Raw genomic sequence first — 26017 nt, forward strand, 5'->3', positions numbered from 1 at the left:
TAAAGCAATTTTGCTTTGACCGGTGATTGAATTATAAATCTCGTTTTTTGATTATCTGATAGGAAGAAAAAATGAAAATTACTGTCCAACCCAAAACAATGGCTATTGAGGAAAAATGGACATCATAGTTTCTTAAATCTTCAACACCCAATTGGCTACCGATAGTTCTGATAGCATTTAGTTTAGTAAAAGGTTGTGGGATTAGACTCCACATTGACATCAGTGGAAAATAATCGTATACTTTGTCAACCAACTCTTTGTTTTGCAAGTTGTTGTAGGCTATGGCAAAAGTAATCATCTCAAACATAAACCACAGGAACAGAAAGCCCAAAGCAAAAGCGGAACGTTTTATCAATACTCCGATAAAAAGACAAAAAGAGAAGAAACCCAGTAATTTGATGAAATAGGCAAATAAATATTCCATGCTGGAAAAAATAATCCCAACTTCATTAAACGATGAAAATATTAATCCGAGAATTAAAGAAACTATAAACACAAACAAAGTTGAAATGGCAGAAAACACCAATATCGTTAAAACTTTTGAAGTGATAAATTCCTTTTTACTCATTCCGTCAATCAAGTTTTGTTTCAATGTACCGTAACTGTATTCGTTTGCCATCATTGAAACTATAATAACGGCGAGGAATATTTTCAGAAAGGCGGCAATAAATGAATTAAAATGCCAAATAAAAGGAAAATCAAAAATGCCTTGGTCAGCAAGTCTAATGTGAATCGGTCCGACATCAAACTTGATGGAAGCAATAAACGATAAAAAAGTCAGTAATAAAAAATAGGTTATGGTCAGTATTTTACTGGCGCGATTTTTCCAGATTTTTTGTAATTCTATGGCGAGTAATCTTTTCATAATCGTTTCGGGTTATTGTGTTAAGGCTAAAAATTGTTCTTCTAAACTCAGTTTTTTCAAGACCAAATGGTTCAAGCAAATGTCATGGTCAAAAAAGTACTTGTTTAGGGCTGCCGGATCAACAATGGTTTTGAAATGAGCCACTATTTTTCCTTCAACTTCCGATGCTTTTTCAATTTCAGGATGTTGATTTAAGACTTGTAAAAGTTTTTGATTGTTATTGGCTTGAAGTTCAAAATAGCCTTCATGTGCAATCATTCCGTCTACGGTTCCGTTGTATAAGATTTCACCATAGCGCAATACCAAAACATGACTACATACTTTTTCTACTTCATCTAAAAGGTGCGAAGCCAAAAGAATTGTGGTGCCTTGTGAAGCAATTAACCTAATGATATCTCTAATTTGGTGAATTCCCTGTGGATCTAAACCGTTGGTTGGTTCGTCTAAAATTAAAATTTCAGGGTCGTTCAAAAGCGCTGAAGCAATAGCCAAACGCTGTTTCATTCCTAAGGAAAAGGTTTTGAATTTGCTGTCTTTTCGATCGGTTAGTCCAACAACTTCTAATTTTTCATCTACTTTTGAGTAATTGATGCCTTTGATTTTACAAACCAATTCCAAATTTTCTTTGGCCGACATATAGGGGTAAAAATTAGGTCGCTCAATGATTGCCCCAACTTTTTTTAATGCCTCATGAGTTTGCATGGCACCGTCAAACCAACTATAGTCACCCGAGGTTTTGTTAACTACATTCAGAACAATGCCCAAAGTGGTTGATTTTCCGCTTCCGTTTGGACCGAGAATACCGTAAACATTGCCTTTTTGTATTTCGAGTGAAAGATCTTTTACCGCATGAATTTTGCCGTAACGTTTGTTAAGCTTGTTGATTTTAAGAATAGTTGATTCCAAGGGTCGTTTTTTTTTTGATTTAGGGTATGACGATTGAAATCAGGTTTTGTTACTGCTCTTTTTTGGGAAAGTAAAATTTAGAAATAAACTGTTTTTTCAAATTCAAATAGAAGAGTGTTTCATTAATGTCTTTGAGTTTGGAAGTCAGTGTAATTTTTTGACCTCTGCTGTCATTGGTGGCTTGTAACTTACAAACATCACATTGGTATTCGCTAAAATGAATATTGATTTTTTTGGTTTCCACAAATCGGTGTCCGAGTAGGGAACAGCGATAATTTTTATTGACCAGTCCCTGAGTTAAGTAGTTTAGTTTCATAGGATAAGGTTTTATGCCACAATGCATCAGGCAAATAGACGCATTTAGGTTTTATTAGGTGTAGTAAACTTATTGTTTTAACGTTAAAGTGCAAAAAATAGTCGTTAAAATACAGTAAAATAGAATTTTATTAAGATATAAACTTACAAATTTAAGCAAATAATTATTTGTAAGGAACGATAATAGGCTGTCCGATTTGGTAGTCCGGCAACGCTAAATCGTTGTTTTTGAAGGAGTTCGTTTTGTAAACATCATCGCCTTCAAAGGGAATAGAAGGATAGTAAGAAAAGGAAATTTGAAAACTATTGAAAACCAAATAATCATTGTTAATCAAAACACCCAAACTGAATTTGGAATACAATCGACCGTTGAGGTATTTATCGGTTTCATTGCCCAAAAACCCGAAAGTCATGTTGTAAAACGGACTAAAGTGAAATCCGTGCCAATTGCCCGGCGCATAAGTTTGGGTTTGAAGCGCCACCGAAAGTTTTCTTGTTCCGTTGATTAAAGGGTTGTTGAATCCCCTGATACCGTTATCATCCGAAAGCAATACACGGTCTTTAATAATGGGAGCTCTATGGTTGCCTATAACTAATGTTGGTTTTATAAATTGTCTTATTTTCCAATCACCTAAATATTGTAGGTTGGTGAAATAATTGGCTTCAATTCTAAAAGTAGTTTCCTCGGTACAACCGTTGTTAAAAAAACTTCCCCATTCAATATTGGTGCCCAAATAGCCAAATGAGAAATAATCGCCATAGGCAAATCGACCGCCAAAGTAACTTCGCCTTAAATCATTTTTATCTTGAAAACCTCCGGTAATTGCATAAACTTGACCATACGGAATGTCTTCAATAATCCCAAAATTGAACAAATACTTGTCTTCGGCAAACTTTCGGGTGTTTATACCAATGGAAGCCAAGTATAGTTTTTCTGAAGCAAAAAACCGAGTTGGATCGTAGGTTAAAGTAGGAATTTCAAGGTAGTTTGTGTTTTTGTATCCCAAGGTGGTCACCAAGTTGGTCGTCCTGTAATCTTCGTCTTTTCCCCTAAAAATTTTAAACGAATGTCCAAGCCAATATTCTTGGGTTTCCAATTTAAATCGATGGTCTGCAAAAGTACCACTGTTATTGGGTAACGAATCGATATAAAATTTATTCTCTAAATATAAACCACCTGCCAAACGGGTTAATGGGGAAAAGAATTGTCTTTCAATTCGAGCGCTTTTGGTCGTATAATTGTCGATTGAATTTTCATAAGAAAGCGAAGCATTAATAAAAGTATTTTTAATATTATTGATGGAATATTTGCCCAAATAAGCATATTGTCCGCCATCAAAACGTTTGGTGTATTCGTTTTTGAATTCATGACCTAAGCCAAAAAAATTTCTTTCCGTCAGTTCAAAGTTGCCTTGGCTGCTTGATAAAGTTCCGTTGGGAATCAAACTCCAAGTGTCTAAAACGCGGATCGAAATATCAACAGAATCTTTGCTCCCCGGAATTTCAACCGGTTTGATGATTACACTTCTGATATAACGTTGCCGACGAATTAAACGTTCTGATTCTTTGGCGGTAATTGAATCCAAAGGCTCATTTTTTTTGATAAGCAATAAGTTGCGAATCGTCCAAACTTTCGACTTGATGTGAAGATTGTTCCCAAACTTTTCAAATCCTTTTTCGGGTACATCTTTGTAATTATCCACTGAATATCCAAATGGATCTAAAGTTTCAATATTGATATTTCGGATGATTTTACCTTCGTTGCGGTCAAAAGATTTTTTGATTAAAAAACGCCTTCTTTTGGCACCGGCGGTTGATTTTGGCTTCCGGCTTGATTTGAATAACAGCTTGTAAATAAACTGATTGAATTTACTTTTTTTAGATAGTTTTTCGATGTTATTGTACACCTTGACTGAGTCATTACCGCTATGAACTTCCTTTTGCTGCGCCAGTAAGTTTTGGCAACAAAAAAGGAGTAGTAGAAAGTAGATGTAATGCTTTGAGGACATGCTTGTTTAATAACTAATTCTGAAAGGTATGAAATTAATTACCAGATAAAAAAAATCCCCAATTGTTTTAACAATTGAGGAATGTTTTTGTTTTTATAAAAGATTATGATTTTTGTTCTTTATTGAAATACACTAGGTAATAATACATCTGTTTTTCTTCGTCCCAACCTTTTTCTACAAACTTTTCAGCACTTTCGGGGTTGATGAAATCAAGTTTGATTTGAATATTGGTATCCAAATTAATCACGTTTTTTATAGATTTTCTAGCGTCAGTAACCGCGGCATTGGCAATAGGGAAGTTGGTAATGTCTTCGATGCTGTATTTTTCACCTTTGTCTACTTTGTAGTTTTTGAATTCCGGAATCAAATCGGGATTGTCTAAGACTTCGTTTAAGAATTTACTTTCTTCGAATTCGTCATTTTTGGCAAAGAAATTCACCGAACGGTTCATAAACATGACTTCTTCTTTCTTGTCTTCTGCCGGAAGAACCACGTCTTTGGCAAAGCCTTGACAGAATTTCAAATACTTTTTGGTATAAAAATTTTCATCTTGAAAAGCATCTACCGAAAGAAAATGCTCCAACCAATATCGCGCATCATAACGGTTGCTGTCCACGGTTAGTATCTTGTAACCTTCTTCTTTTTTGTAATTGAAAATCAAACAACCTTTATCTAGTTTGTTCAAGTTAATTCCTTGTTGCAAAATCATTTCTAACGTGCTGCCTTTTTCTTCAAATTGCATAAAATCAGATTTGATTTCGCTTTTGAAAACACCAATTGCATCTACGGTGTTATTATCAATAGAAACATTAGTTAAATGCGCAACATAAACCTCTCCGTTTTTGATATGCGGATGATTAGACTGTTCAAACAAATGCTTGGTAATTTTTTTAGACACTTCATGGATGTCACTCGGATTGGTGAAAATCTCTGTCGCTAGGTTGAACATGTCGTTGTATTCCAAATCGACATCATGGGCAAACTGAAAATAATTTTCCTCTTTTTCACGAAAGGATTTAAAGAAATATTCTTTTAAAAGCGGTACAATTTCATCATTCAAACCATAAGGTTGGTCTGAAAGAAAAATGGCTTCGTTACGGCTTTTGTTTCCAACTCGGTGGATGGATAAGGACTCGATGTGGGCGTTGAATAGGTTGATCATTTGTAGCGGTTGGCTAGCTATCAGCGGTTAGCTTTTAGCAGTTAGCTTTTAATATAATTAATTTAATAGTATAAGTTATCAAAACCGAAAGCTGAGCGCTTTATTAATTCCAATTCTCCTCAAATCCAAAATCCTCAAAGCTGTCATCACCGCCAAACATGTCTAAATCATCTTCGTCTAAATCGTCTTCAAATTCGGAGTAAAAGTCTTCATTTTCGGCTTCAAATTCTTTTTCCGGAGCTACGTTTGGCAATTCACCGTGAGAGAATAATAAACTGGGATAAATAACTCCGGTTTCGGCTTCTTCAATCGCAGCCAGTTCTACCAGGAATGTCCACATGTTGATAAAATCGTACACGTAAATGATTTTGGTTTGGTCTTCGCCCAATAATTGGTTCAAAGAATAATCACTCATGATTTTCATTTCACCCGGAACATCACCCGAATCAAACATCGGAATTTCATCTTCTTGGTTCCATTGGTCATCACAAGTGTAAAAAGAAGCCACTTCTAATCCGTCAAATCCGAAGGCATTGACAATGGCGTTATGCAAATCTTCTAAAGTGTCCTCTTCCTGAATGGCAATGTCTCTGAAAACATCTTCTTCGGCATCAAGTATAGCTCTGAATTTATAAATCATAATGGTAATTTTTATAAGCGCACAAAGGTAAATTTAATTTGCAATATTTGATTTCTCAGAGGCGATTTGTTGAAAACTATTTGCATAAAAAAAACCCGACTTACGGTCGGGCTTTTGATTACTTATTTTCCGTTTGACACAAACCGACAATCTTGTGGAAGGTATCGTGAAGTGCCGCTAAAGCTTTTTTTATTTCTTCATCTCCGGCGTTTCTTTGCACTAAATCATTGACTTTTTTAGTTTCTTTTTTCAAAACTACTATCGACTCTATGAGCTTGGGAGTGCGGTATTCTTCCGGCATATTTTCTACGGCTAAGGCTTCCGCTCGTTCAACTAGTAGTTCCGAATTTAATTTGATGGGATTCAAGTTTCCATCTTCTGAAGAATGAAATGATTTTGACATTACTTCATGGTACGCTTTAATTTCAGGCCATCTTTCAGTAATGGTTTGGGCTGATGCGCTGTTTAGGGCAAAGAAAGCCGCAATGGCCAATAGTGATTTGATAATTTTCATTGTCTAAGTGGTTTTTGGTAATGCAATGCTACTGATTTTTATTCGTATTTTTTGTTAAAGATATTTTTTTTTTGAAAACGAATTACAATTCATCTGCATAAAACTACAATTCGGTAAACTTAAATTCTCTAGTTTTATGTTTTGTTGCAAGTTTGCTTCATCAAAACAAAACCAATGAAGAAGATTTACACCTTAATCCTTTTTTTAGTTGCTTGTCTAAGCAATGCCCAACAAATAGTTTCCGGAACTGTATTAGATGAAAAAAATAAACCCATAGTCGGAGCCAATATTTTTATCGATGGCACTTACGATGGCGGTTCTTCAGATGAAAACGGGAATTTTAAATTCACCACAACCGCCATTGGCAATCAGATTTTAGTGATTAGTTTCTTGACTTATGAAACTTTAAAAACGCCAATTGACGTGGCTACTTGCCAAAATAAATCCTTCAAACTTAAAGAAAGTGTCAATTCACTCGATGCGGTTATAGTAACTGCCGGAACTTTTGATGCCGGTGAGAAAGCAAGAGTTTCGGTTTTGAAACCCTTAGACATTGTTACAACAGCAGGCGCAATGGGAGATATCGTCTCAGCATTACAAACTTTACCCGGAACACAAACTGTAGGCGAAGACGGAAGATTGTTCGTTCGCGGTGGTGAAGCCGATGAAACCCAAACTTTTGTAGACGGTATTCGCGTAGCACAACCTTATGGCGCCACGACTGCCAATGTGCCAACGCGTGGTAGATTTTCACCTTTTTTGTTCAGCGGAATGTCGTTTTCTACCGGTGGTTATTCTGCCGAATATGGCGAAGCGTTGTCGAGTGTTTTATTGCTAAATACCCAAGACGAAGCTGTTGAAGAGAAAACTGATATTTCTTTGATGAGCGTTGGTTTAGGTTTGGCCAATACCCAAAAATGGAAAAAAAATTCCTTGAGTTTTAATACGGCTTATATCAATTTGGCGCCGTACCAAAAAGTATTTCCGCAACGCGCCGATTGGAACAAACCTTTCCAATCACTTTCGGGTGAAGCAGTTTACCGATACAGTTTTACGAGTGGTATTTTTAAATTATACGCCGCTTTTGAAGCTTCCCAATTCGACATCAACAGTGAGTCGATTAACAATCCCGATAAAATCAGAGTGGATTTGGATAATAATAATTTTTACTTGAATTCCTCTTACAAAGGCAATTTTGGTTCGCAATGGCAATTGTTTACCGGTTTGAGTTATGGTTATAGCCAAAATAAAATTGGTTTAGATTTAGACAATGTAGCCAACTCAGAACATGCGTCTCATTTGAAACTAAAATTAAAAAAATCATTTTCAGATAGGGTAAAGCTTTCTTTTGGCGGCGATTATTTTATCACAAAATTTGACGAAGATTTCAAACCATACGAAAGAGATATTTTTAACAGTGGCTACAACGCTAACATTGCAGCTTTCTTCACCGAAGCGGATATTTTCTTCTCTAAAAAGTTTGCTGTAAAATTAGGAGCAAGGTTATCTAACAATGATTTACTTGACGAAACAGTCGTTGCTCCGAGAGCATCCTTGGCTTATAAAATTTCCAAAAACGGTCAGTTTTCTTTTGCTTACGGCAGTTTTACCCAAGCGCCAAGACAAGATTATTTAAAATATGCCGATTATTTGGAAAGCGAAAAGGCACAGCATTATATTTTGAATTACCAATACAGCAAAGACCGCAGAACATTCCGCGCTGAAGCTTACTTTAAAGACTATTCCGATTTGGTGAAGTACGACACAGATACGGCTCAATTTGATACCGATTTCAGCAATACCGGTTCCGGTTATGCCAAAGGTTTAGACATTTTTTGGAGAGACAATAAGACCGTTAAAAATGTAGAATACTGGGTTTCTTATTCGTTTATCGATACCCAAAGAAACTATAAAAATTATACAGCAGAAGTAACGCCAAGTTTTGTTGCCAATCATAGTTTAAGCGTCGTAAGCAAATGGTGGATTAACAAACTGAAATCACAATTGAGTATCACCAATTCCTTCACGACCGGAAGACCTTACAACAATCCGAATGAGTCGGAGTTTATGAACGGCAGAACCAAAGGCTACAATAATTTGAGTTTGGGCTGGGCTTATTTAATGTCGCAACAAAAGATTTTGTACTTTTCAGTATCGAATGTATTGGGAACTCAAAATGTTTTTGGTTACGAATATGCCAACTCGCCCAACACAGAAGGCGTTTATAACCGAAGAACCATCAGACCAACCGCGGATCAGTTTTTCTTTGTTGGTTTCTTTTGGACGATTAGTGAGAATAAGAAGGATAATCAGTTGAATAATCTATAAGTTTCTGAGTAACTGAGTCGCTGAGTAACTGAGAAAAGGCTCAGGAACTTATATACTCAGAAACTAAGCCACTCAAAAAAAACAATTCATCCCCAAAAATCAACAGTTCGGTAAGTATAAGTTTTACAGCAATCAAAACCGAGATACTTTTGGACTATAAAATAACAAGAGTTTTAATCATCAATACATTAAAAGACATGACAAAAATTATCACTACAATCGCTTTTTTCGTTTGCTCTTTATTATCGGCGCAAACACAATATGAACAAGGTATGGCCAAATCACTCGGACTTTGGGGTGAAGGAAAAGCACAGGAAGCTTCGGATTTGATGGAACGCATTGCCGCTGCAGAAAAAAACAATTGGTTGCCCAATTATTATGTAGCTTTGATTAATACAACAGAAGCTTTCAATCCGGCAAATAAAGCCAAAGTAGCTGCCTTGTTGGAAAAAGCACAAAATGCCCAAGATGCAGCTTCTATGATTAGCTTAAATAATCCGGAACTGATGGTCATGCAAGCGATGATTTATACCGCTTTGATTGTTCAGGATCCGATGGTCAACGGGATGAAGTATTCTCCAAAAGTGACAGAATTGTATACCAAAGCCAAAATCATTGCTCCGGAAAATCCAAGAGTAGTATATTGCAAAGCCGAATTTGAAATCAACAGCGCACCATGGACCGGAGCCGATGTGAAAAAATTGTGTCAAGACTTGCAAAGTGCCATTCCGTTGTTTGAAAAATTTCAACCCGAATCACCTTTTCATCCCAAATGGGGATCAGACAGAGCCAAAGAAGCTTTGAAAAATTGTAAATAAGAAGGTGATAAGGTGCTAAGGTTCTAAGTAAAAAAACCTCAGTACCTTAGAACCTCAGAACCTAAAAAAAAATAGAAATCATGGAAAACCAAAACCAAAACAAAGAAGTAAACAAATTAGGCGGAATGATATTCGTCGGATTCATGTTTGTGGGCATCGCATCCGGAATGTATTTTGGTCACGTTGCTGTCGGCACTTTAGCCGGAATGGGTGTAGGATTCATTGCTTCGGCTATGTATCGCTCAGAAAAAAATAAATAAGAAAAAAAACACTAAGGCGCTGAGGTTCTAAGTAAAGACCTCAGTACCTTAGAACCTAAAAGAAAAGTAATGAAACAATTGATAAAAGAAATCCCAAGAGCTATCATCATCTCCATCAGCATCTTTTTCGTGTTGTTGTTAATCAGACTGATTACCGGAAACCAAGTAGCTTTTGATTATGCTTTGTTGGTTAACTTTGGGTACAACATGCTTTACGGATTCTCGTTGTACTTTGCCAATGCAGCTATTTTTATTTATTTGGATCAAGTATTTAAAGCGGAAAGATTTACACCCAAACGCATATTAATAGGCTTTGTTTCTTCGTTTCTGATTTCTATTGTTGTTATTTTTTTACTGCGAATTTTTGAAGATGTGGTCGTCGAAGGTGTTTCGTTTAGGGACTTTTTAAGCCAAGAACAATTGTCCAATTATTTAGTAGCGGTGATTATCACTTTCATAGTTACTTTAGCTTTTCACGCGTTTTATTTTTACAAAGCCTACGCCGAAAACAAAGTCAAAGAGCAAAAGGTAATCGCCGGAACCGCTTCGGCACAGTTTGAAAGTTTGAAGAACCAAATTGATCCGCATTTTTTGTTCAATAGCTTGAATGTGTTGAGTTCACTGATAGAAGAAAACCCCGATAATGCTCAACGATTTACGACTTCTTTGTCCAAAATTTACCGCTATGTTTTGGAACAAAAAGACAAAGAATTGGTTTCGGTTGAGGAAGAGTTGGCTTTCGCCAAAACTTATATGAACTTACTCAAAATGCGTTTTGAAAACAGCATCAGTTATGAACTACCAACTCATTTCGATAATCCGGAAGCTAAAGTGGTGCCGTTATCCTTGCAACTTTTACTGGAAAACACCATCAAGCACAATGTGGCAAGCGAGCAAAAGCCGTTGCACATCAAAATTTATATTGAAAATAATTATTTAATCGTTGAGAATAATTTACAGAAGAAAGAAGTCTTGCAAGACCGAAAAGGTGTTGGCTTACAAAACATAGTCAACCGTTATGGATTAATTTCAGAGCGCAAAGTCTTGGTCGATCAAACGGAAACAGCCTTCAAAGTAAAAATTCCCATTTTAACCAAACAAATAGTCCTCATGGAAACACAAAATATTTACAACGAGAATATGGCTTACATGAAAGCCAAAGAACGAGTAGAAAAACTAAAAGGATTTTACGGCAATTTAATTTCCTACTGCTGTGTGATTCCGTTTTTAATCTTTATTAATTTAAAAACCGGCGGTTTTCAATGGTTTTGGTTTCCCATGTTGGGTTGGGGAATGGGATTGACCTTTCATGCCTTAGAAACTTTTGGCTACGGAAAAAGTTGGGAAGAACGTAAAATCAGAGAAATTTTAAATAAAGAAAATAGTCAGCATAACAAATGGAGTTAATCATGGAAACAAATAATAACGACTTCGAAAGATACCAACGCGCCAAAAAACAAGTGGAGCAAATCAAAGGTTTTTACAGTCACTTGGCTTCTTATATCTTGGTCATGGCGATTTTAATTTTTATCAATTTAAAATACACCCCACAATACCTTTGGTTTCTTTGGTCTATGATGGGTTGGGGAATTGGTTTGTTTTTTCATGCAATGAAAGTCTTCAATTGGTTCCCGTTCTTCAACCAAGAATGGGAAGAAAAAAAGATCAAAGAATACATGGAGGAAGAAAATAAAAGAAATAAATTTGAATAATGATGGGAAATCTAGACGAAATCAAATACCAAGAAGCGGTAAAAAGGGTCAAGCGAATCAAAGGATTCTACAGTCACGCTGCGGTTTATGTGGTGATTAACATCATACTGTTGATTGTAAACACTCAAAACTCTACCGAAGGCTTTTTTCATTGGAAAAATTTTGTCACAGCTATGTTTTGGGGCATCGGTTTAGTCGCTCACGGTTTTTCTGTTTTTGTACCCACCATGATTTTGGGCAAAAATTGGGAAGACAAAAAGATTAAAGAGTTGATGGAGAAGGAGAAAAATAATAAATGGGAATAAAATAGGCGCTAATGCGCTGAGGTACTGAGGTTAAAGAAAAAAAAGGCCTCAGAACCTTAGAGCCTCAGAACCTTAAGAACCTTAAGAAAAATGAATATCATCATCATCGAAGACGAAAAGCCCGCAGCCAGATTACTCCAACGCAAAGTGGAAAAACTGGGCTTGCCAATCAATACACTTTTACATTCTGTAGAAGAATCTATCCAATGGTTTAACACCAATCCGCATCCTGATTTGATTTTTTTGGATATCCAATTGTCCGACGGTTTGTCGTTTGAAATCTTTGAGCATACAGACATTAAAAGTGCCGTTATTTTTACCACAGCTTATGACGAATATGCATTGCGTGCGTTTAAACTGAACAGTATCGATTACTTATTGAAACCAATAGATGAAGACGATTTGGAAAAGGCGGTCAACAAATTCAAAGCGAGAAACATAGCAGCGCCGAATCTTTCTTTGGATTTTGAAATGATTAAAAAAATGTTGGTCAACCCCATTGACCGAACTTATAAAAAACGTTTCACTATCAAAATGGGACAACAATTGAAGATGATTAACATTGAGGAAGTCGAATGTTTTTACAGCGAAAACAAAGGCACTTATTTACACACTTCAGACAACCGAGATTACTTGCTCGACAACACTTTAGAACAACTCGAAACCGAACTTGACCCAAAGGACTTCTACCGCGTTTCGCGCAAATTCATCATCCCGATGAAAGCAATAAAAGAGATTCAACTCCATAGCAATTCCAGACTCAAAGTGATTTTACCAACTTACAAAGACGACGAGATAATTGTGGCACGAGAGAGGGTGAGTGAGTTTAAGGAGTGGTTGGGGTAAGCTATGTTAAAGTTGGTAAAATTTTGTTAAGTAAATTCCAATCTAAACCCTAACTCATTAACTTCGTTACACTTAATTTTTCTGATGAAGTTACTTTACTCAATATCAATCTTTTTCATCCTGACCTTTGCCAGTAATGCTTTGGCACAAATAACCGTTTATGAAAAATTTGACGATTTTGAAAAAGCGGTAATCAAAGAAGATGAGAACGTTTATGTGATTAACTTTTGGGCGACTTGGTGTGCTCCGTGTATCAAAGAGTTACCTTATTTTGAGCAACTTCACAAGGAAAATAAAAAGGTAAAAGTAATATTGGTCAGCCTCGACAGCCGAAAAGACCTGGAGAAAAAGCTTATCCCTTTTGTAGAAAGAAAAAAAATCACCGCTGAGGTTTTGCTCCTAAGCGACAAAGATTACAATTCGTGGTTGTCTAAAATCGACAAAGACTGGTCGGGTGCCATTCCGGCCACCTTACTCATACAAGGTAAAAAGCACTTATTTGCCGAACGCGAATTTGAAAACTTTACCGAACTCAACGATTACGTAAACTCATTTATCAATCTTAATTAATTCAACATGAAAGTCTTATCCTTATTAGTCCTATTCTTCAGCAGTTTATTTCTGGGAGAAACTGTGGTAAATAACGGCTACCAACCCGGAGACAAAGCCGCCGATTTCAAACTAAAATCCGTTGACGGCAAAATGTACAGCATGGCTGATTACAAAGACGCCAAAGGTTTTATTGTGGTTTTTACTTGTAACACCTGTCCGTTTGCGGTGAAATATGAAGACCGAATCAATGATTTGGCCAAAAAATACAAAAAGCAAGGTTATGTTCTTTTGGCCATCAATCCTAATGATCCTGCAGTACAACCGGCCGATACTTACGAGTTAATGCAAGAAAAGGCTAAAGACAAAAAGTTTGCTTTTCCTTATTTAGTAGATGAAGGACAACAGGTTTATCCGCAATATGGTGCCACTAAAACACCGCATGTATTTTTATTAGACAAAAACTTAGTGGTAAAATACATCGGCGCTATTGATGACAATTCAGATGATGCTTCTGCTGTAAAAGAAAAATATTTAGAAAACGCCATCGCCGCATTGGAAAAAGGAAGTGAACCTTCACCTTCTCTCACCAAAGCCATTGGTTGTTCGATAAAAGCCAAGAAAAAAGTATAAACAAGAAGTCCCGATTCAGTCGGGACTTTTTATTTAATATAAACCTTTCGAATCCCAATCAAGGCGAAGATTAATAGGGTATAAACTATGAAAAACGGTACTATCAATTCAATCCAACCCATGGGTAACATTACCGCGATAATCAACAATTGAAAGCCTAATCCGTATAACGAAAGCAAGGTCATAAACCAGTTGGGAAAGGTTTTGACTTTGTAAGCCTCTGAATCCAAAGCGTGGATGATTTTGTCAAAAGTGCCGTAAACAATTTGGTAAATGCCAAATAGAATATTGACTGATTTTTGGGTTTCTCCCGGCAAAGCTTTAGGCGTTTTGTATTCAAAAATCTTGCTCGTGCTATCACCGCCAACCGATTTGTTTCTCAAAATCACATAGTAGTAATTATACAAAGTGCCTTGCAATTGTAGCCCGATAAAAGCCAAAAGGGTAAACCAAATCGAGGTTTCAGAAACATAACAAATCGCCATCAGAAACATAAAATTCAAAACGATATCAAACACACTGTCTAAATACCTGCCGGAATAGGAAGGCGTATTTTTCAATCGGGCCAATTCACCATCCGCGGCATCGATTCCTGATTTTAGTAAAATGAAAAATCCGGACAATAAATATTGATGTACCAAAATGCAATACATCGCAATCAGTCCGGAAAGCCCGAAAAGTAAGGTAACATGAATTGGCGTAAAGCGGGAATCTTTTAATTGAAGAGCGAAAAATCTCCCGAAAGATCTTCCGTAATCTGATAAATCTAAAAATTTATCTTGAGCGGCAAGTTTAGACATTTAAGTTAGTAAACAAGGTAACTGCGACAATATAGTCAGGGCAAGCGTATTATTTTGACAAGCGGTGCAAAGTATAAGTCATCGCTGTCAATAAGAAGAACGCTACCACTTGGTGTGTCAATCCCAACCAAAGAGGAACTGCATACAACAAAGTGAGAACGCCTAAAGCAAATTGTACAAACACCAATACAACCAAGGCATTCAAACCCTTTTGTTGTTGGGCTGAAAGCGCATATTTTTTACTTTTGAAATACAAATACAAAATCAAACCAACGACTAGATAAGCCATCGTTCGGTGTACAAATTGAACGCCGCTTTTGCCTTCGGTTAATCGGAGTAACCAACTGTCTTTTTCCAAAGCAATACTCTCGTGAAAAAACTGTCCGTCACTCATGAGCGGCCAATGGTTGTGTATTAATCCTGCGTTTAATCCGGCTACAAAACCACCGTAAATGATTTGGGCAATTAAGAAAAACATCGTAATGCGCGCTAATTTCTTCAAAGGAACAATCACTTCTTTTCTTTCGGGATAAATCAAATCCAAAGCGACCCAAAGCGTGTAAGCAAAAGTGATAAACGCAAAAGTCAAGTGCAATGCCAATCTGAAATGACTCACATCCGGATTGTCAACCAAACCGCTTTTCACCATAAACCAACCAAAGAAACCTTGCAAAGCGCCCATTCCCAGTAGGATAAAGCATTTGTTTAAAGTGGCTTTATCGATTCGTTTTTTGATTAAGAAATAGACAAACGGAATGATGAATACCAAACCGATAATTCTGCCGATAAAACGGTGGAACCATTCCCAGAAATAAATGAACTTGTAATCATCCAACTGAAAATCGTTGTGAACATTAATTTTTTGATACTCCGGAAATTTCTTGTATTCTTCAAAAGCATGAACCCATTTTTCCTCACTCATGGGTGGAAAAGTGTCGGTTACCAAATGCCAATCGGTCATCGATAAACCCGAATTGGTTAAGCGAGTGATACCGCCAACTACGACCATTATAAACACTAAAACACAACCGGAAAGTAGCCAATAAATGACTGATTTGTCTTTTTTCACTGTTTTAAAATATTTTACAAAATTAACCATTGAAAGCTGAATTCAGTATTCAACAAAAGTTAATCTAATACCAATTTATTTTACTTTTTTCAAACCTAATTTCTCGGCTTTCGCCAAAACAAAATCATATGCGGCTTGGTACTCATTTGGGATTTCTCCTTCCAGAATTGCTTCTTTTACCGCTTCTTTCAGCACGCCGATTTCTTTTGAAGGTTGCAAATTGAAGAGTTCCATAATTTCTTCACCACTAATAGGCGGTTGGAAATTGCGTACATGATCGCGTTCTTCCACCTCAATAATTTTTCGTCGAACAATGTCGAAATTGTTGTGGTATTTTTTGAATTTGGCCGGATTCTTAGTCGTAATATCGGCTTCGCACAATGTCATTAAATTATCGACATCTTCTCCGGCATCAAACACCAATCTTCGCACGGCCGAATCGGTTACGATATCTTCTGACAAGACAATTGGGCGTGAACTCAACATCACCATTTTTTGCACAAATTTCATCTTTTGGTTCAATGGCATGTGCAATCTTTCAAAAATTTTCTTGACCATTTTGCCTCCCAAAAATTCGTGTCCGTGGAAGGTCCAGCCTTGTTTTTTATTGAAACGTTTTGTAGGTGCTTTGCCAATATCGTGCAACAAGGCAGCCCAGCGCAACCAAACATCGTCGGTATTCGGGCAAATATTATCTACTACTTCCAACGTGTGATAGAAGTTGTTTTTATGCGTATGGCCTTCGATTTCTTCTACGTTATTGAGCGCGGTCAATTCGGGTAAAATAATCTCGAGTAAGCCGGTTTTGTATAAATGTAAAAAACCAATAGATGGTTTCGGTGTTTCCAAAATCTTGTTTAATTCGTCTACAATTCTTTCTCCTGAAATGATTTTGATACGGTCTTTGTTATCGGTAATGGCTTGCAAAGATTTTTCTTCAATGGTAAAATTCAATTGCGTCGCAAAACGAATCGCTCTCATCATTCGCAACGGATCATCAGAATAAGTAATATCCGGATTCAAAGGCGTTTTAATGAGTTTGTTTTTCAAATCGGTTAAGCCATCGAATGGGTCAACCAAATCACCGTAATTATTCGGATTCAAAGAAAATGCTAAGGCGTTAATGGTAAAATCACGCCGATTTTGGTCGTCTTTGAGTGTCCCGATTTCTACGATAGGATTCCGACTGTCTTGGGTGTAACTTTCTTTTCGTGCGCCCACGAATTCAATATCGATTTCTTTGTAACGCAACATGGCCGTACCATAGTTTTTAAAAACTTGTACTTTGGGTTTGTTAGGTAATAATTGGGAAACTTTCAGCGCCAAATCAATACCGGAACCCACAGCCACGATATCAATATCTTTTTTGAAATCGCGTTGCAAAAGAAAATCACGAACAAAGCCACCGATTACGTAGCTTTCCAGCTTAAGTTCCTGACTGGCCTGCGTTATAATTTTAAATATTGGGTTGTCTAATGCTTTGGTATAATTCATTCTTTTGGGCTCTGAGAACTGCGACTTTATTTTCTGATGATTTTCACCTGACTATCACTTGTAAGTTTGATAATCGTTGATGGTTTGTCACAAATTTTTTCGTGGTGCAAATTTACTACATAGTCTACACCCTTTATAATTTCGGAACTGATTTCTTTAAAAGATTTTGGGGTAAACATGCCCGAGATATTAGCCGAGGTCGAAACCAAAGGTTTTTTCATGCGTTCCATCAGTTTGAAACAAAACGGTTCTTTAACGATTCGCACGCCAAGGGTTTTGTCTTCTGCAATAACATTAGCCGCTACATTTCTAGGATTGTCGAGGATTAAGGTCGTTGGTTTTTCAGATAAATCCAAAATTTGCCAAGCCACTTCAGGAATGTCTTTGAAAACATTGTATATCATTTTTTCGCCATTCATCAAAACAATCATGCTTTTGGTTTCTTCACGTTGTTTTAAGGCGTAGATTTTTTTTACGGCTTCGGCATTGGTAGCATCGCATCCGATTCCCCAAACTGTATCAGTAGGATAGAGGATGATGCCACCGTTTTGGATGACTTCAAAAGCTTTGTGTACTTCTTCGTTGAGATTCATTTTTGCAAAATTTTTGTAAAGATAATGTAAATCACAAGAATTCTGTTTTGGTTATCTTTGCCGAAAAATAGAAAAATGCAACTGTTACTGTTTTTAATTCTATATCCGATTTTGTATTTAATTTCGATATTGCCTTTTAGACTGCTGTATCTTTTTTCAGATTTTGTGTTTGTTTTGGTTTACCACGTTTTCGGTTACAGAAAAAAAGTGGTTAGAGCCAACATCGCTTTGGCATTGCCTCATTTGGCGGAAAAAGAAAGAAGGCGAATTGAAAAAGATTCCTATCGTCATTTGTGCGATATGTTTTTAGAGATGATTAAAACGATGACTATTTCGGTTAAAGATATTGAGCGACGCTTTGTCTTTAAGAATTTAGAGGTTTATCAGGATTTGGAAAAAAAAGGCAAAAGTGTGGCTTTGATGTGTGCACATTACGCCAGTTACGAATGGGTGATTTCCATCAATTCAAGATCTAATTTTATAGGTTATGCCATTTATAAAAGAATCAACAATAAGTATTTTGACGACTTGGTCAAAAAGATTCGCTCTCGTTTTAAAGCTGAATTGATTACGACTAAGCAGGCTGTTATTACTATTGAAAGTAATGAAGCTAAAGGAATAAAAGGACTTTACGGATTCGCCAGCGACCAATCGCCGCAAGTTAAACGAAAAACGTATTGGAGTTCGTTTATGGGAATAGAAGTTCCCGTTCATACCGGTGCCGAAATGTTGGCCAAACGTTTTGACATGACGGTTGTTTTTTTGAAAGTGAAAAAAGTTAAAAGAGGTTTTTATGAAGCCGAATTAGAACTCTTATCCGATAATGCCGTTGTTGTTCCCGATTATCAAATCACAGAAACATTTTTGAGAAAAGTTGAAGATCAAATCAGGGAAGCACCCGAGTTTTATCTTTGGACGCACAAAAGGTGGAAGCACAAAGGCAAAAACAAATTGGTCAACTAATGACTACTTACAATTTTATTTTAGTATTATTGTAATAATGAAATTATCAGTAATCATCACCACTTACAATGCAGAAGAATGGCTTCATAAAGTTCTTGTAGGGTATAGTGTTCAAACCACAACTGATTTCGAGATTGTGATTGCCGATGATGGTTCTACGCCCAAAGTCAAAGAAGTTTTGGCTTTGTTTTCAGCTAAGTTTAAATACCCGATTATACATGTTTGGCAAGAAGATTTAGGCTTTCGAAAGTCTGAAATTCTCAATAAAGCCATCCTCAAAACCAATGCCGATTATTTATTGTTTACCGATGGTGATTGCATTCCGCGGAAAGATTTTGTTGCGGTTCATTTAAAACACAAGGAAGAAGGATCATTTCTTTCGGGAGGTTACTTCAAATTACCCATGAACCTATCCAAAGCCATTACGGATGATGATATTATTAAGCAAAATTGTTTTGATGTTTTATGGTTAAAAAAGCAAGGGTTGTCACTGAGTTTCAAGGCTTCAAAACTAACGCACAATAAGTACTTTGCGGCTTTTATGAACTGGTTAACGCCAACCAAACGAACCTTTAACGGACACAATACTTCGTGTTTTAAAAGCGATATCATAGCCGTAAACGGATTTAATGAAGACATGCAATATGGTGGTTTAGACCGCGAAGTAGGGGAACGTTTGTTCAACAATGGCTTGATTTCAAAACAAATCAGGTATGCCGCGGTCTGTGTACACTTAGATCACGCTCGTGGCTATTTCAGCCAAGAAGGTTGGGATAAAAATTTAGCAATTAGAGCTTACAATAAAAAGCACCACATCATTAAAATTAAAAACGGAATTGAAAAGTTGGCTTAACTTTTAGCAGGTTTTCCAAAAAGCGAATACATTTTCATTTTTCTGAACAGCGATATCTTTCTCTTTTCGGGTACGCCGAAATCTGCACAATATTTTTTTACCGCTTCTACCATTCTTTCTGCCGATTTTCCGTCGATGTACGGATGGTATTGGTTGAAAATTTCCTTTCTGTTTTGGGCAAAAGGATCTTTCGAAAGGTTGTTTTCAACCAAAGGAATTAGCTGATTATAGTCGGAACTGTTTTCCCAAAGAATATTTTCCGAAATGTTTTTGAAGGTTACTACGGGTTTATCCAATAGCAAGAATTCATAAATTACTGAGGAAGTATCGCTGATTAACAAATCGGCCATCAATAAAAACTTGATGATGTTTTTTTCAGTTTCAAATATAATGTTTGGCGTTTCTTCGGCTATTTTTTTATACACTTCCAGCCAGTTGACATCCATTAAAGGATGAAACTTTAGCAACACCAAATAATCCGGATTTTTAACCAAAGTTTTTAATTCTTCTGTTACAAAAGGCGCAGAAGTCAGTTTCGGAGAAAATGTTGGCGCATACAAGAGTATTTTTTTCGCCCCGTGTTTTTGCAAAAGATTTTGCTTTTCAGTATCGTATTTGTGAAAATCGGTACCGTAAACATCGAGCTTAGGCCAACCGGTTTCCATGACTTCGAAGTCGCGGTATTTGTTTTTAAACTCGAGGAATTTTCGGGTGAAATACGGACCTTGAGTTAAGTACAAATCAAAATAATGGCGTATTCTGAAATGGCCTTTCTTTTCTCCGGCCAGTCCGTGAAAAACCTGAACTTTTACACCTCTTAAGTAATGAGGAACTTCATTGCCGGGCACAAAAATGGCATCGCTTTGGTACGCTTCTAAATCGGATATCTCAGTAGTGTGGTTTTCGTTGGTAAACGGAAAATCTGCCAATATTTTTTTATTGACATACCAAATGTATTCGTCTCCATTAAGTGCCAAATGGTTTTTAATGGGTTCAAGAATTCCGAACGAATAATTGTTTTGGCAAAAAAGAATGCATTTCATTTTAGAGCATTTTGTTCACATTCTCTAAGTCTTCCACAAAGTCAATTTCCATACAATTGTATGCAGAAATATCAACAGCGGTAATCTTGATACCATCTTTTTCGATAGCCAATTCTAAACCTCTTTCAAAGTAATCATTGTCTTCACATTCTTCCAATCGGTTGATAAAATGCTGGATGTCTTTAGAAGCAATGAAGTTGATGCCAACTGCTTCTCCGAGACCGTTTTTAACGGTTTTAGACAGTTCGTGAATGTAACCGTCTTTTAAAGTGTATTTCACTTCTTCGTCGGCTACTTTGCTGGTATTTACGGCTACAAAAGAAGTTTTTGATTTGATATAAGGATGAAGAATGTCAAGAATTTGTCGGTCGAAAACCACATCGCCGTTAAACCACATCACCGATTTGTCTCGGTTTTTGCGCAAGGCTTGCAACAGGCTTTTTGAAGTGTTGGTTCGGTCAAAAAACGGATTGTAAATGTAAGTCAGTTCCGGAAAACGTTCCATAATTAAATCCTTTTTAAAGCCGACTACCACATTGATATCATCGATATTAAATTTTGAAGCGATGTTTTCGGTTTGGTATTCCATGATACTTTTACCATTTTTTAGTGGTGTTAACGGTTTCGGAAACGGATTACCAAGTCTTGAACCGATACCGGCGGCTAGAATTACTATTTTCATATTTTTTAATGTAAAATTAATTTTTTAGGATTGAAAGTTCGTCTGTTGAGGCATTCCAATTTTTGTTCGGTTTTTTCCAATCGCCATATTTATGTGTCAGATATTCTTCGGTTAATAATGGAATGGTATAATGTTTATTTAAGAATTCAATTTGGGTGTAATTTTCATAAAACTTTTTCGGAGCCATCATAGTTTTGTCCGCTACTTTCCAATAAACATGTTCTTTATCGGTAAATTTTATAAAAATTTCCAAACAAACATTCCCTTTTAAAAGCCCGAAAAAATACTTCTTTCTGATTTTAATCAGTCGTGTCATTCCTTTTTGGAATGGACTGTCATTTGCCTCAAAGGTTCTGATTCTGATGCGATAATTACTTTTATGAAGTTCTTTGTAAACTTCATCCATTTTCAAAAGTTCTTCACTCAAGATTGAAATATCAACATCACTATCCCAAGGAAGCAATCTGTTTTCTCTGTAAATGCCTAATAATGTTCCGCCTTCTAAGGCATAATTTACTTTAAATTTTTCTAAAAGTAAAGTCACCTCATGCAACAGTGACTCTGCATTTTTTTTATTTCTACCGGTTAATTTTATTGCGTATCCCATTTATTTAAGGAAAGTTAGGAAACATTTTTATCAATCCAATTCAAGATGTATGCTATTTTGGTTTTAGTGTACAAATCGAGACTTTGAATATTTAAAAATAATTTATTTTTATTCATTTTGTGAATAATAAACCGAAATTTTATCCAAGACAATGGTTTCTTAGCGGAATCAAAACGAACCAATTGGTAATCGTTTTTGAGCACATTTTTATTGTTTTCAACCTCAAGATGTGCCACGACAGATTGCACCATTACCAAATTTTCGTGTCTGAATTTGTTCTTGATGTTATTGATAAATATCGTTTGGTTGTCTTGGTAGAACTTCTCGAGAACCGACTTTCTCATTGCAAAAGGCGTATGGTTAAGGCAAATCTTTCGGGTATAACCCAAAGCTTTTGCAGTGTAATCTTGAGTTCTTTTGTAGCCTAGGTAACCTTTGGTTTTGGGTTTTTTAAGTCCGAGAAGAATCGGTAATTTTTTGGTTATTTTTTCCGCCTCAAAACGCATCCATTGACCTCTTATGATGGGTAAACCTTCTTTGGTAAAAAAATCTTCGGGTTTGGTTTCTCGGAATAAAAGCATGTCATCATTGAAATAAACAAAATGCTCCGCCAATCCGGGTATTCTATGCATCATTGTTTCAATGGTGTAAGAATTAAATACCGGTAAATATTGTTCGTAACCGGCAAAAATTACTTTATGATCAATGATGCTAACCTTTTGGTATTGACTTTCGGTCTCCGCTTTTTTTAAGAAATCGGGTTGCTGCTCGTCGGTAATGATGTAAATGTTTCTTATGTAAGGAGCAAATTTGATAATTGATTTAACCGTATACTCAATCTCATTAACCTGATTGATTCGGTTAGTAACGACCTTTTTGTTAATCAATGTCTGGTCATCAAGATGTTGAATTAGTTTGTTTTTGTGGTTAATGTCGTTTCCGTCAACCCACAAAATAACCGCATCTATATCAAATTTGTTTTCCATAAAAAATAAGTATTAAACCGCTACATCATATTCTCTCAACGCATTGTTGAGTGATGTTTTTAAGTCGGTTGAAGGCTTGCGGGTTCCAATAATCAATGCACAAGGAACTTGATAATCTCCTGCGGCAAAAGACTTTGTATAACTCCCCGGAATTACTACTGAACGCGCCGGAACAAATCCTTTGTATTCAACCGGCTCGCTTCCGGTTACGTCGATTATTTTGGTCGATGCAGTCAAACAAACATTGGCACCAAGTACGGCTTCTTTACCCACGTGAACACCTTCGACAACGATGCATCTTGAACCAATAAAAGCACCGTCTTCAATAATTACCGGAGCGGCTTGTAAAGGTTCTAAAACACCACCAATTCCAACACCACCCGAAAGGTGAACATCTTTCCCGATTTGGGCACAACTACCAACGGTTGCCCAAGTATCTACCATGGTTCCTTCATCAACATAAGCACCGATATTGACATAACTTGGCATCAAAATTACACCTTTAGAAATATAGGCGCCATAACGAGCAGTGGCCGGTGGGACTACTCGAATTCCTTTTTCGGAATAACCGGTTTTTAGCAACATTTTGTCGTGGTATTCAAAAATTCCGGCTTCCCAGGTTTCCATTTTTTGGATAGGGAAATACATCACTACGGCTTTCTTGACCCATTCGTTAACTTGCCAACCATCGTCTGTTGGTTCGGCAACACGCAAAGTTCCGGCGTCTAACAAAGCAATTACTTCTCTGATGGCTGTTGTTGTAGTTTCTTCTTGTAATAAAGCTCGGTTGTCCCAAGCTTTTTCAATAGTATTTTGTAGTGTTGTCATGTTTCTTGAATTTGGAACAAAGATAGTTTCATTTTTAGAAAGTAACAAAGCATTTATTGCTAAGGATTGAGTATCAAAAAAATGTTAAATTCCAACCATTAGTTGTTAGAATAAGTAAGTTTGTGATGACCAATTTAACTTTCTGAATCTCTAACTTATGAAAGCAAAACTTTTACTTTTTAGTTTGTCAACTTGTTTTTTTATGAGTTGTCAAAAGCAAGCGGAAAACAAACCATCAACTCAAGATTCTATTGCTAAAGTTGACTCCGTAAACAATGTAGCGGCACATCATGCCAAAAATTCATTGGATTATATCGGAACCTATAAAGGTATTTTGCCTTGTGCCGATTGTGAAGGTTTGGAAACGATTGTTTGTATTAATGAAAATAACACTTACAACATCAAAACGAAGTACCAAGGTAAAGGCGATAAAGTATTTGAACAAAAGGGTACTTTTTCATGGAATAAAGAAGGCAATACCATTATCTTAGACGATGTAAAGAATGGTCCCAATCAATATTTCGTAGGCGAAAATACGCTGACACAATTAGATTTGTCGGGCAAAAGAATCACCGGGGATTTAGCAGCAGCGCATATTTTGGCCAAACAACCATCTGAGAATTCCGAACTTGAAACCACAACTGAACCCAAGAAGACAGTCGATTTGAATAGCAGAATGGAAGCTCAAACCGTAGTTAAAAAAGTTAATCCTGCTATTGGTAAAGCTACCTTGGCGGAAACCAAATGGAGACTGATTACTCTAAACGGAAAAGTAGTAATTCAAAATGGAAAAAAAGACTTCTTTTTAAAATTAAATTCTAAAGACGGCAGATTTAGCGCCTATGCCGGATGTAATAATCTGACGGGAAGTTATGTGATGCCTTCTGCTTTTGGTTTGACATTTTCCAATGTAGCAATGACCCGTATGGCTTGTCCTAACATGTTGTTAGAAACGCTTTTTTCTAAGGCATTGGCAGAAACCGAGCATTATTCTATTAAAGATAATATTCTAAAGTTGCACAAAGGAAAAGTAGCAATTTTGGCTACCTTTGAGCCTGCAAAATAATAAGAAATGTCCAGAATTTTAGCCATTGATTACGGAATAAAACGTACCGGAATTGCCGTTACCGACGAATTGCAAATCATTGCTTCGGGTTTGACAACCATTGCTTCTGACACTGCGATTGCCTTTTTAAAAAACTATTTTTCTAAAGAAAATGTGGCTAAAGTATTGATTGGCGAACCCAAACAAATGAACGGTCAACCATCGGAAAGTACGCCTGTTATTGAAAAGTTTGTAGCTGATTTTACTAAGGCTTTTCCTGAAATGAAAATGGAAAGAGTAGACGAACGATTTACCTCAAAGATGGCTTTTCAAACCATGATAGACAGTGGTTTATCAAAGAAACAAAGACAAAACAAAGCTTTGGTTGATGAAATTGCCGCTACGATTTTACTCCAAGATTATCTCACCCGAAAAATGATTTAATTTTGTTACTTTTGCTCCGTTAAAATTAGAAATAGGAATTCGGGCTTAAAATCTAAATTCTTATTCAAAAAATCTAAAATCAAAATGATTATCCCAATTTACGGATACGGTGAACCGGTTTTAAGAAAAGTCGGAGAAGAAATCACACCGGATTATCCTAATTTAAAAGAAATTATCGCCAATATGTATGACACCATGTACAACGCTTATGGTGTGGGTTTGGCTGCACCACAAGTTGGTATGGCTATTCGATTATTCGTAATTGATACAGAGCCTTTTAGCGACAGCGATGATTTATCCAAAGAAGAACAAGCCCAACTCAAAAACTTCAAAAGAACCTTTATCAATGCCAAAATGCTGAAAGAAGAAGGTGAAGAATGGGGTTTTAATGAAGGTTGTTTGAGTATTCCCGATGTTCGTGAGGATGTTTACCGTCACGAAAGAATCACGATTGAATATTGTGATGAAGATTTCATTAAAAAAACAGAAGTGTTTGACGGTTTGATCGCCCGTGTCATCCAGCATGAATACGATCACATCGAAGGTATTTTGTTTACGGATAAAATATCGACCTTGAAAAAAACACTAATCAAGAAGAAGTTACAAAATATCATGGACGGCAAAGCTTTCCCTGATTACCGCATGAAATTTGCCAATAAAAAAGGAAGAAACTAGAAAAATTTCATCTTTTAAATTCCAAATCCCAATTTTGAAAAAACTTTAACAATTTTATCACCTCTTTTGGACT

The 26017-nt window shown here is 36.4% G+C and carries 30 protein-coding genes; 14 read left to right on the top strand and 16 right to left on the bottom strand.

Translation table 11 applies throughout. The annotated features are described in order from the left end of the window. Positions 1-31: 31 nt before the first annotated feature. The 7 genes from P7V56_RS06230 to P7V56_RS06260 all read right to left on the bottom strand — a co-directional run bounded on the left by P7V56_RS06230 (position 32) and on the right by P7V56_RS06260 (position 6411). Positions 32-865 carry an ABC transporter permease gene (locus P7V56_RS06230; RefSeq protein WP_171222809.1) on the bottom strand — a complete coding sequence of 278 codons (834 nt, stop codon included), beginning with the start codon at positions 863-865 and terminating at the stop codon, positions 32-34. A gap of 12 nt (positions 866-877) precedes the next feature. Further along, positions 878-1771: an ABC transporter ATP-binding protein gene (locus tag P7V56_RS06235; protein WP_171222810.1), complete on the bottom strand. Its 894-nt coding sequence runs from the start codon at positions 1769-1771 to the stop codon at positions 878-880. A 49-nt stretch (positions 1772-1820) separates the two neighbouring features. Beyond that, complete coding sequence (locus P7V56_RS06240) at positions 1821-2087, bottom strand: DUF1660 family phage protein (protein ID WP_171222811.1); 267 nt, start codon at positions 2085-2087, stop codon at positions 1821-1823. Positions 2088-2250: 163 nt separating this feature from the next. Continuing rightward, entirely contained in the window at positions 2251-4095 is a 1845-nt protein-coding gene (locus tag P7V56_RS06245) for a BamA/TamA family outer membrane protein (protein ID WP_171222812.1), read from the bottom strand. A 103-nt stretch (positions 4096-4198) separates the two neighbouring features. After that, positions 4199-5257 carry a nucleoid-associated protein gene (locus P7V56_RS06250; protein WP_171222813.1) on the bottom strand — a complete coding sequence of 353 codons (1059 nt, stop codon included), beginning with the start codon at positions 5255-5257 and terminating at the stop codon, positions 4199-4201. Between the two features lie 103 nt (positions 5258-5360). Then, the gene (locus P7V56_RS06255; RefSeq protein ID WP_171222814.1) at positions 5361-5897 is read right to left on the bottom strand and encodes an IS1096 element passenger TnpR family protein; all 537 of its coding nucleotides are present in this window, start codon (positions 5895-5897) and stop codon (positions 5361-5363) included. A 118-nt stretch (positions 5898-6015) separates the two neighbouring features. Next, positions 6016-6411, bottom strand: a complete 396-nt coding sequence (locus tag P7V56_RS06260; protein WP_171222815.1) for a hypothetical protein — start codon at positions 6409-6411, stop codon at positions 6016-6018. A gap of 174 nt (positions 6412-6585) precedes the next feature. Here P7V56_RS06260 and P7V56_RS06265 point away from each other — a divergent pair, with 174 nt between their 5' ends. The 9 genes from P7V56_RS06265 to P7V56_RS06305 all read left to right on the top strand — a co-directional run bounded on the left by P7V56_RS06265 (position 6586) and on the right by P7V56_RS06305 (position 13862). Next, a complete protein-coding gene (locus P7V56_RS06265) occupies positions 6586-8739 on the top strand; it encodes a TonB-dependent receptor (protein WP_171222816.1) in 2154 nt (717 codons plus the stop codon). A gap of 149 nt (positions 8740-8888) precedes the next feature. After that, positions 8889-9557 (top strand): hypothetical protein, encoded by a 669-nt coding sequence (locus P7V56_RS06270; protein ID WP_370529619.1) that lies wholly within the window; start codon positions 8889-8891, stop codon positions 9555-9557. Positions 9558-9637: 80 nt separating this feature from the next. Then, a complete protein-coding gene (locus P7V56_RS06275) occupies positions 9638-9817 on the top strand; it encodes a hypothetical protein (protein ID WP_171222818.1) in 180 nt (59 codons plus the stop codon). 69 nt (positions 9818-9886) lie between these two features. Continuing rightward, a complete protein-coding gene (locus P7V56_RS06280) occupies positions 9887-11224 on the top strand; it encodes a 2TM domain-containing protein (protein WP_171222819.1) in 1338 nt (445 codons plus the stop codon). 2 nt (positions 11225-11226) lie between these two features. Next, positions 11227-11529 carry a 2TM domain-containing protein gene (locus P7V56_RS06285; protein WP_240976663.1) on the top strand — a complete coding sequence of 101 codons (303 nt, stop codon included), beginning with the start codon at positions 11227-11229 and terminating at the stop codon, positions 11527-11529. Beyond that, positions 11529-11834: a 2TM domain-containing protein gene (locus P7V56_RS06290; RefSeq protein ID WP_171222821.1), complete on the top strand. Its 306-nt coding sequence runs from the start codon at positions 11529-11531 to the stop codon at positions 11832-11834. The genes P7V56_RS06285 and P7V56_RS06290 overlap by 1 nt, the downstream gene beginning before the upstream one ends. 90 nt (positions 11835-11924) lie before the next feature. After that, a complete protein-coding gene (locus tag P7V56_RS06295) occupies positions 11925-12680 on the top strand; it encodes a LytR/AlgR family response regulator transcription factor (protein WP_171222822.1) in 756 nt (251 codons plus the stop codon). 84 nt (positions 12681-12764) lie between these two features. Then, positions 12765-13250: a TlpA family protein disulfide reductase gene (locus P7V56_RS06300; RefSeq protein WP_171222823.1), complete on the top strand. Its 486-nt coding sequence runs from the start codon at positions 12765-12767 to the stop codon at positions 13248-13250. Positions 13251-13256: 6 nt separating this feature from the next. Then, positions 13257-13862: a thioredoxin family protein gene (locus P7V56_RS06305; RefSeq protein ID WP_171222824.1), complete on the top strand. Its 606-nt coding sequence runs from the start codon at positions 13257-13259 to the stop codon at positions 13860-13862. 29 nt (positions 13863-13891) lie between these two features. Here the strand turns inward: P7V56_RS06305 and P7V56_RS06310 are convergent, their stop codons facing one another. Genes P7V56_RS06310 through P7V56_RS06325 form a run of 4 tightly spaced genes read right to left on the bottom strand, consistent with a single transcriptional unit; the run spans position 13892 to position 17818 of the window. Continuing rightward, positions 13892-14662, bottom strand: coding sequence for a CDP-alcohol phosphatidyltransferase family protein (locus P7V56_RS06310; protein WP_171222825.1), 771 nt, complete (start codon positions 14660-14662; stop codon positions 13892-13894). A gap of 49 nt (positions 14663-14711) precedes the next feature. Then, positions 14712-15761 (bottom strand): COX15/CtaA family protein, encoded by a 1050-nt coding sequence (locus tag P7V56_RS06315; RefSeq protein ID WP_171222826.1) that lies wholly within the window; start codon positions 15759-15761, stop codon positions 14712-14714. A gap of 45 nt (positions 15762-15806) precedes the next feature. After that, entirely contained in the window at positions 15807-17225 is a 1419-nt protein-coding gene (locus tag P7V56_RS06320) for a CCA tRNA nucleotidyltransferase (RefSeq protein WP_171222827.1), read from the bottom strand. A 26-nt stretch (positions 17226-17251) separates the two neighbouring features. Continuing rightward, the gene (locus P7V56_RS06325; protein WP_171222828.1) at positions 17252-17818 is read right to left on the bottom strand and encodes an L-threonylcarbamoyladenylate synthase; all 567 of its coding nucleotides are present in this window, start codon (positions 17816-17818) and stop codon (positions 17252-17254) included. A gap of 75 nt (positions 17819-17893) precedes the next feature. Here P7V56_RS06325 and P7V56_RS06330 point away from each other — a divergent pair, with 75 nt between their 5' ends. Together P7V56_RS06330 and P7V56_RS06335 are read left to right on the top strand one after the other, a co-directional pair. Beyond that, complete coding sequence (locus P7V56_RS06330) at positions 17894-18781, top strand: lysophospholipid acyltransferase family protein (RefSeq protein ID WP_171222829.1); 888 nt, start codon at positions 17894-17896, stop codon at positions 18779-18781. Positions 18782-18818: 37 nt separating this feature from the next. Further along, entirely contained in the window at positions 18819-19634 is an 816-nt protein-coding gene (locus P7V56_RS06335) for a glycosyltransferase family 2 protein (protein ID WP_171222830.1), read from the top strand. Here P7V56_RS06335 and P7V56_RS06340 read toward each other — a convergent pair. Genes P7V56_RS06340 through P7V56_RS06360 form a run of 5 tightly spaced genes read right to left on the bottom strand, consistent with a single transcriptional unit; the run spans position 19631 to position 23780 of the window. Beyond that, positions 19631-20677 carry a CDP-glycerol glycerophosphotransferase family protein gene (locus P7V56_RS06340; RefSeq protein ID WP_240976665.1) on the bottom strand — a complete coding sequence of 349 codons (1047 nt, stop codon included), beginning with the start codon at positions 20675-20677 and terminating at the stop codon, positions 19631-19633. The genes P7V56_RS06335 and P7V56_RS06340 overlap by 4 nt on opposite strands. Position 20678: 1 nt before the next feature. Next, complete coding sequence (locus P7V56_RS06345; RefSeq protein ID WP_171222831.1) at positions 20679-21359, bottom strand: phosphocholine cytidylyltransferase family protein; 681 nt, start codon at positions 21357-21359, stop codon at positions 20679-20681. A 16-nt stretch (positions 21360-21375) separates the two neighbouring features. Continuing rightward, positions 21376-21966: a LicD family protein gene (locus tag P7V56_RS06350; protein WP_171222832.1), complete on the bottom strand. Its 591-nt coding sequence runs from the start codon at positions 21964-21966 to the stop codon at positions 21376-21378. 14 nt (positions 21967-21980) lie between these two features. After that, entirely contained in the window at positions 21981-22952 is a 972-nt protein-coding gene (locus P7V56_RS06355; protein WP_171222856.1) for a stealth family protein, read from the bottom strand. Positions 22953-22964: 12 nt separating this feature from the next. Further along, complete coding sequence (locus tag P7V56_RS06360; protein WP_171222833.1) at positions 22965-23780, bottom strand: 2,3,4,5-tetrahydropyridine-2,6-dicarboxylate N-succinyltransferase; 816 nt, start codon at positions 23778-23780, stop codon at positions 22965-22967. Between the two features lie 157 nt (positions 23781-23937). Here P7V56_RS06360 and P7V56_RS06365 point away from each other — a divergent pair, with 157 nt between their 5' ends. The 3 genes from P7V56_RS06365 to def all read left to right on the top strand — a co-directional run bounded on the left by P7V56_RS06365 (position 23938) and on the right by def (position 25944). Further along, positions 23938-24846, top strand: coding sequence for a copper resistance protein NlpE N-terminal domain-containing protein (locus P7V56_RS06365; RefSeq protein WP_304986257.1), 909 nt, complete (start codon positions 23938-23940; stop codon positions 24844-24846). A gap of 6 nt (positions 24847-24852) precedes the next feature. Beyond that, positions 24853-25269 (top strand): Holliday junction resolvase RuvX, encoded by a 417-nt coding sequence (gene ruvX / locus P7V56_RS06370; RefSeq protein ID WP_171222835.1) that lies wholly within the window; start codon positions 24853-24855, stop codon positions 25267-25269. An 84-nt stretch (positions 25270-25353) separates the two neighbouring features. Beyond that, a complete protein-coding gene (gene def, locus P7V56_RS06375; protein ID WP_171222836.1) occupies positions 25354-25944 on the top strand; it encodes a peptide deformylase in 591 nt (196 codons plus the stop codon). Positions 25945-26017 lie beyond the last annotated feature (73 nt).

It is taken from the genome of Flavobacterium sp. IMCC34852 (genome assembly GCF_030643905.1).
GTDB lineage: Bacteria > Bacteroidota > Bacteroidia > Flavobacteriales > Flavobacteriaceae > Flavobacterium > Flavobacterium rivulicola.

Excerpts from the sequence above, each read along its gene's own strand:
- P7V56_RS06230 (WP_171222809.1), bottom strand. The coding sequence starts at position 865 with ATGAAAAGATTACTCGCCATAGAATTACAAAAAATCTGGAAAAATCGC.
- P7V56_RS06240 (WP_171222811.1), bottom strand. The coding sequence starts at position 2,087 with ATGAAACTAAACTACTTAACTCAGGGACTGGTCAATAAAAATTATCGC.
- P7V56_RS06245 (WP_171222812.1), bottom strand. The coding sequence starts at position 4,095 with ATGTCCTCAAAGCATTACATCTACTTTCTACTACTCCTTTTTTGTTGC.
- P7V56_RS06250 (WP_171222813.1), bottom strand. The coding sequence starts at position 5,257 with ATGATCAACCTATTCAACGCCCACATCGAGTCCTTATCCATCCACCGA.
- P7V56_RS06255 (WP_171222814.1), bottom strand. The coding sequence starts at position 5,897 with ATGATTTATAAATTCAGAGCTATACTTGATGCCGAAGAAGATGTTTTC.
- P7V56_RS06260 (WP_171222815.1), bottom strand. The coding sequence starts at position 6,411 with ATGAAAATTATCAAATCACTATTGGCCATTGCGGCTTTCTTTGCCCTA.
- P7V56_RS06265 (WP_171222816.1), top strand. The coding sequence starts at position 6,586 with ATGAAGAAGATTTACACCTTAATCCTTTTTTTAGTTGCTTGTCTAAGC.
- P7V56_RS06275 (WP_171222818.1), top strand. The coding sequence starts at position 9,638 with ATGGAAAACCAAAACCAAAACAAAGAAGTAAACAAATTAGGCGGAATG.
- P7V56_RS06280 (WP_171222819.1), top strand. The coding sequence starts at position 9,887 with ATGAAACAATTGATAAAAGAAATCCCAAGAGCTATCATCATCTCCATC.
- P7V56_RS06285 (WP_240976663.1), top strand. The coding sequence starts at position 11,227 with ATGGAAACAAATAATAACGACTTCGAAAGATACCAACGCGCCAAAAAA.
- P7V56_RS06290 (WP_171222821.1), top strand. The coding sequence starts at position 11,529 with ATGATGGGAAATCTAGACGAAATCAAATACCAAGAAGCGGTAAAAAGG.
- P7V56_RS06295 (WP_171222822.1), top strand. The coding sequence starts at position 11,925 with ATGAATATCATCATCATCGAAGACGAAAAGCCCGCAGCCAGATTACTC.
- P7V56_RS06300 (WP_171222823.1), top strand. The coding sequence starts at position 12,765 with ATGAAGTTACTTTACTCAATATCAATCTTTTTCATCCTGACCTTTGCC.
- P7V56_RS06305 (WP_171222824.1), top strand. The coding sequence starts at position 13,257 with ATGAAAGTCTTATCCTTATTAGTCCTATTCTTCAGCAGTTTATTTCTG.
- P7V56_RS06310 (WP_171222825.1), bottom strand. The coding sequence starts at position 14,662 with ATGTCTAAACTTGCCGCTCAAGATAAATTTTTAGATTTATCAGATTAC.
- P7V56_RS06315 (WP_171222826.1), bottom strand. The coding sequence starts at position 15,761 with ATGGTTAATTTTGTAAAATATTTTAAAACAGTGAAAAAAGACAAATCA.
- P7V56_RS06320 (WP_171222827.1), bottom strand. The coding sequence starts at position 17,225 with ATGAATTATACCAAAGCATTAGACAACCCAATATTTAAAATTATAACG.
- P7V56_RS06325 (WP_171222828.1), bottom strand. The coding sequence starts at position 17,818 with ATGAATCTCAACGAAGAAGTACACAAAGCTTTTGAAGTCATCCAAAAC.
- P7V56_RS06330 (WP_171222829.1), top strand. The coding sequence starts at position 17,894 with ATGCAACTGTTACTGTTTTTAATTCTATATCCGATTTTGTATTTAATT.
- P7V56_RS06335 (WP_171222830.1), top strand. The coding sequence starts at position 18,819 with ATGAAATTATCAGTAATCATCACCACTTACAATGCAGAAGAATGGCTT.
- P7V56_RS06340 (WP_240976665.1), bottom strand. The coding sequence starts at position 20,677 with ATGAAATGCATTCTTTTTTGCCAAAACAATTATTCGTTCGGAATTCTT.
- P7V56_RS06345 (WP_171222831.1), bottom strand. The coding sequence starts at position 21,359 with ATGAAAATAGTAATTCTAGCCGCCGGTATCGGTTCAAGACTTGGTAAT.
- P7V56_RS06350 (WP_171222832.1), bottom strand. The coding sequence starts at position 21,966 with ATGGGATACGCAATAAAATTAACCGGTAGAAATAAAAAAAATGCAGAG.
- P7V56_RS06355 (WP_171222856.1), bottom strand. The coding sequence starts at position 22,952 with ATGGAAAACAAATTTGATATAGATGCGGTTATTTTGTGGGTTGACGGA.
- P7V56_RS06360 (WP_171222833.1), bottom strand. The coding sequence starts at position 23,780 with ATGACAACACTACAAAATACTATTGAAAAAGCTTGGGACAACCGAGCT.
- P7V56_RS06365 (WP_304986257.1), top strand. The coding sequence starts at position 23,938 with ATGAAAGCAAAACTTTTACTTTTTAGTTTGTCAACTTGTTTTTTTATG.
- ruvX (WP_171222835.1), top strand. The coding sequence starts at position 24,853 with ATGTCCAGAATTTTAGCCATTGATTACGGAATAAAACGTACCGGAATT.
- def (WP_171222836.1), top strand. The coding sequence starts at position 25,354 with ATGATTATCCCAATTTACGGATACGGTGAACCGGTTTTAAGAAAAGTC.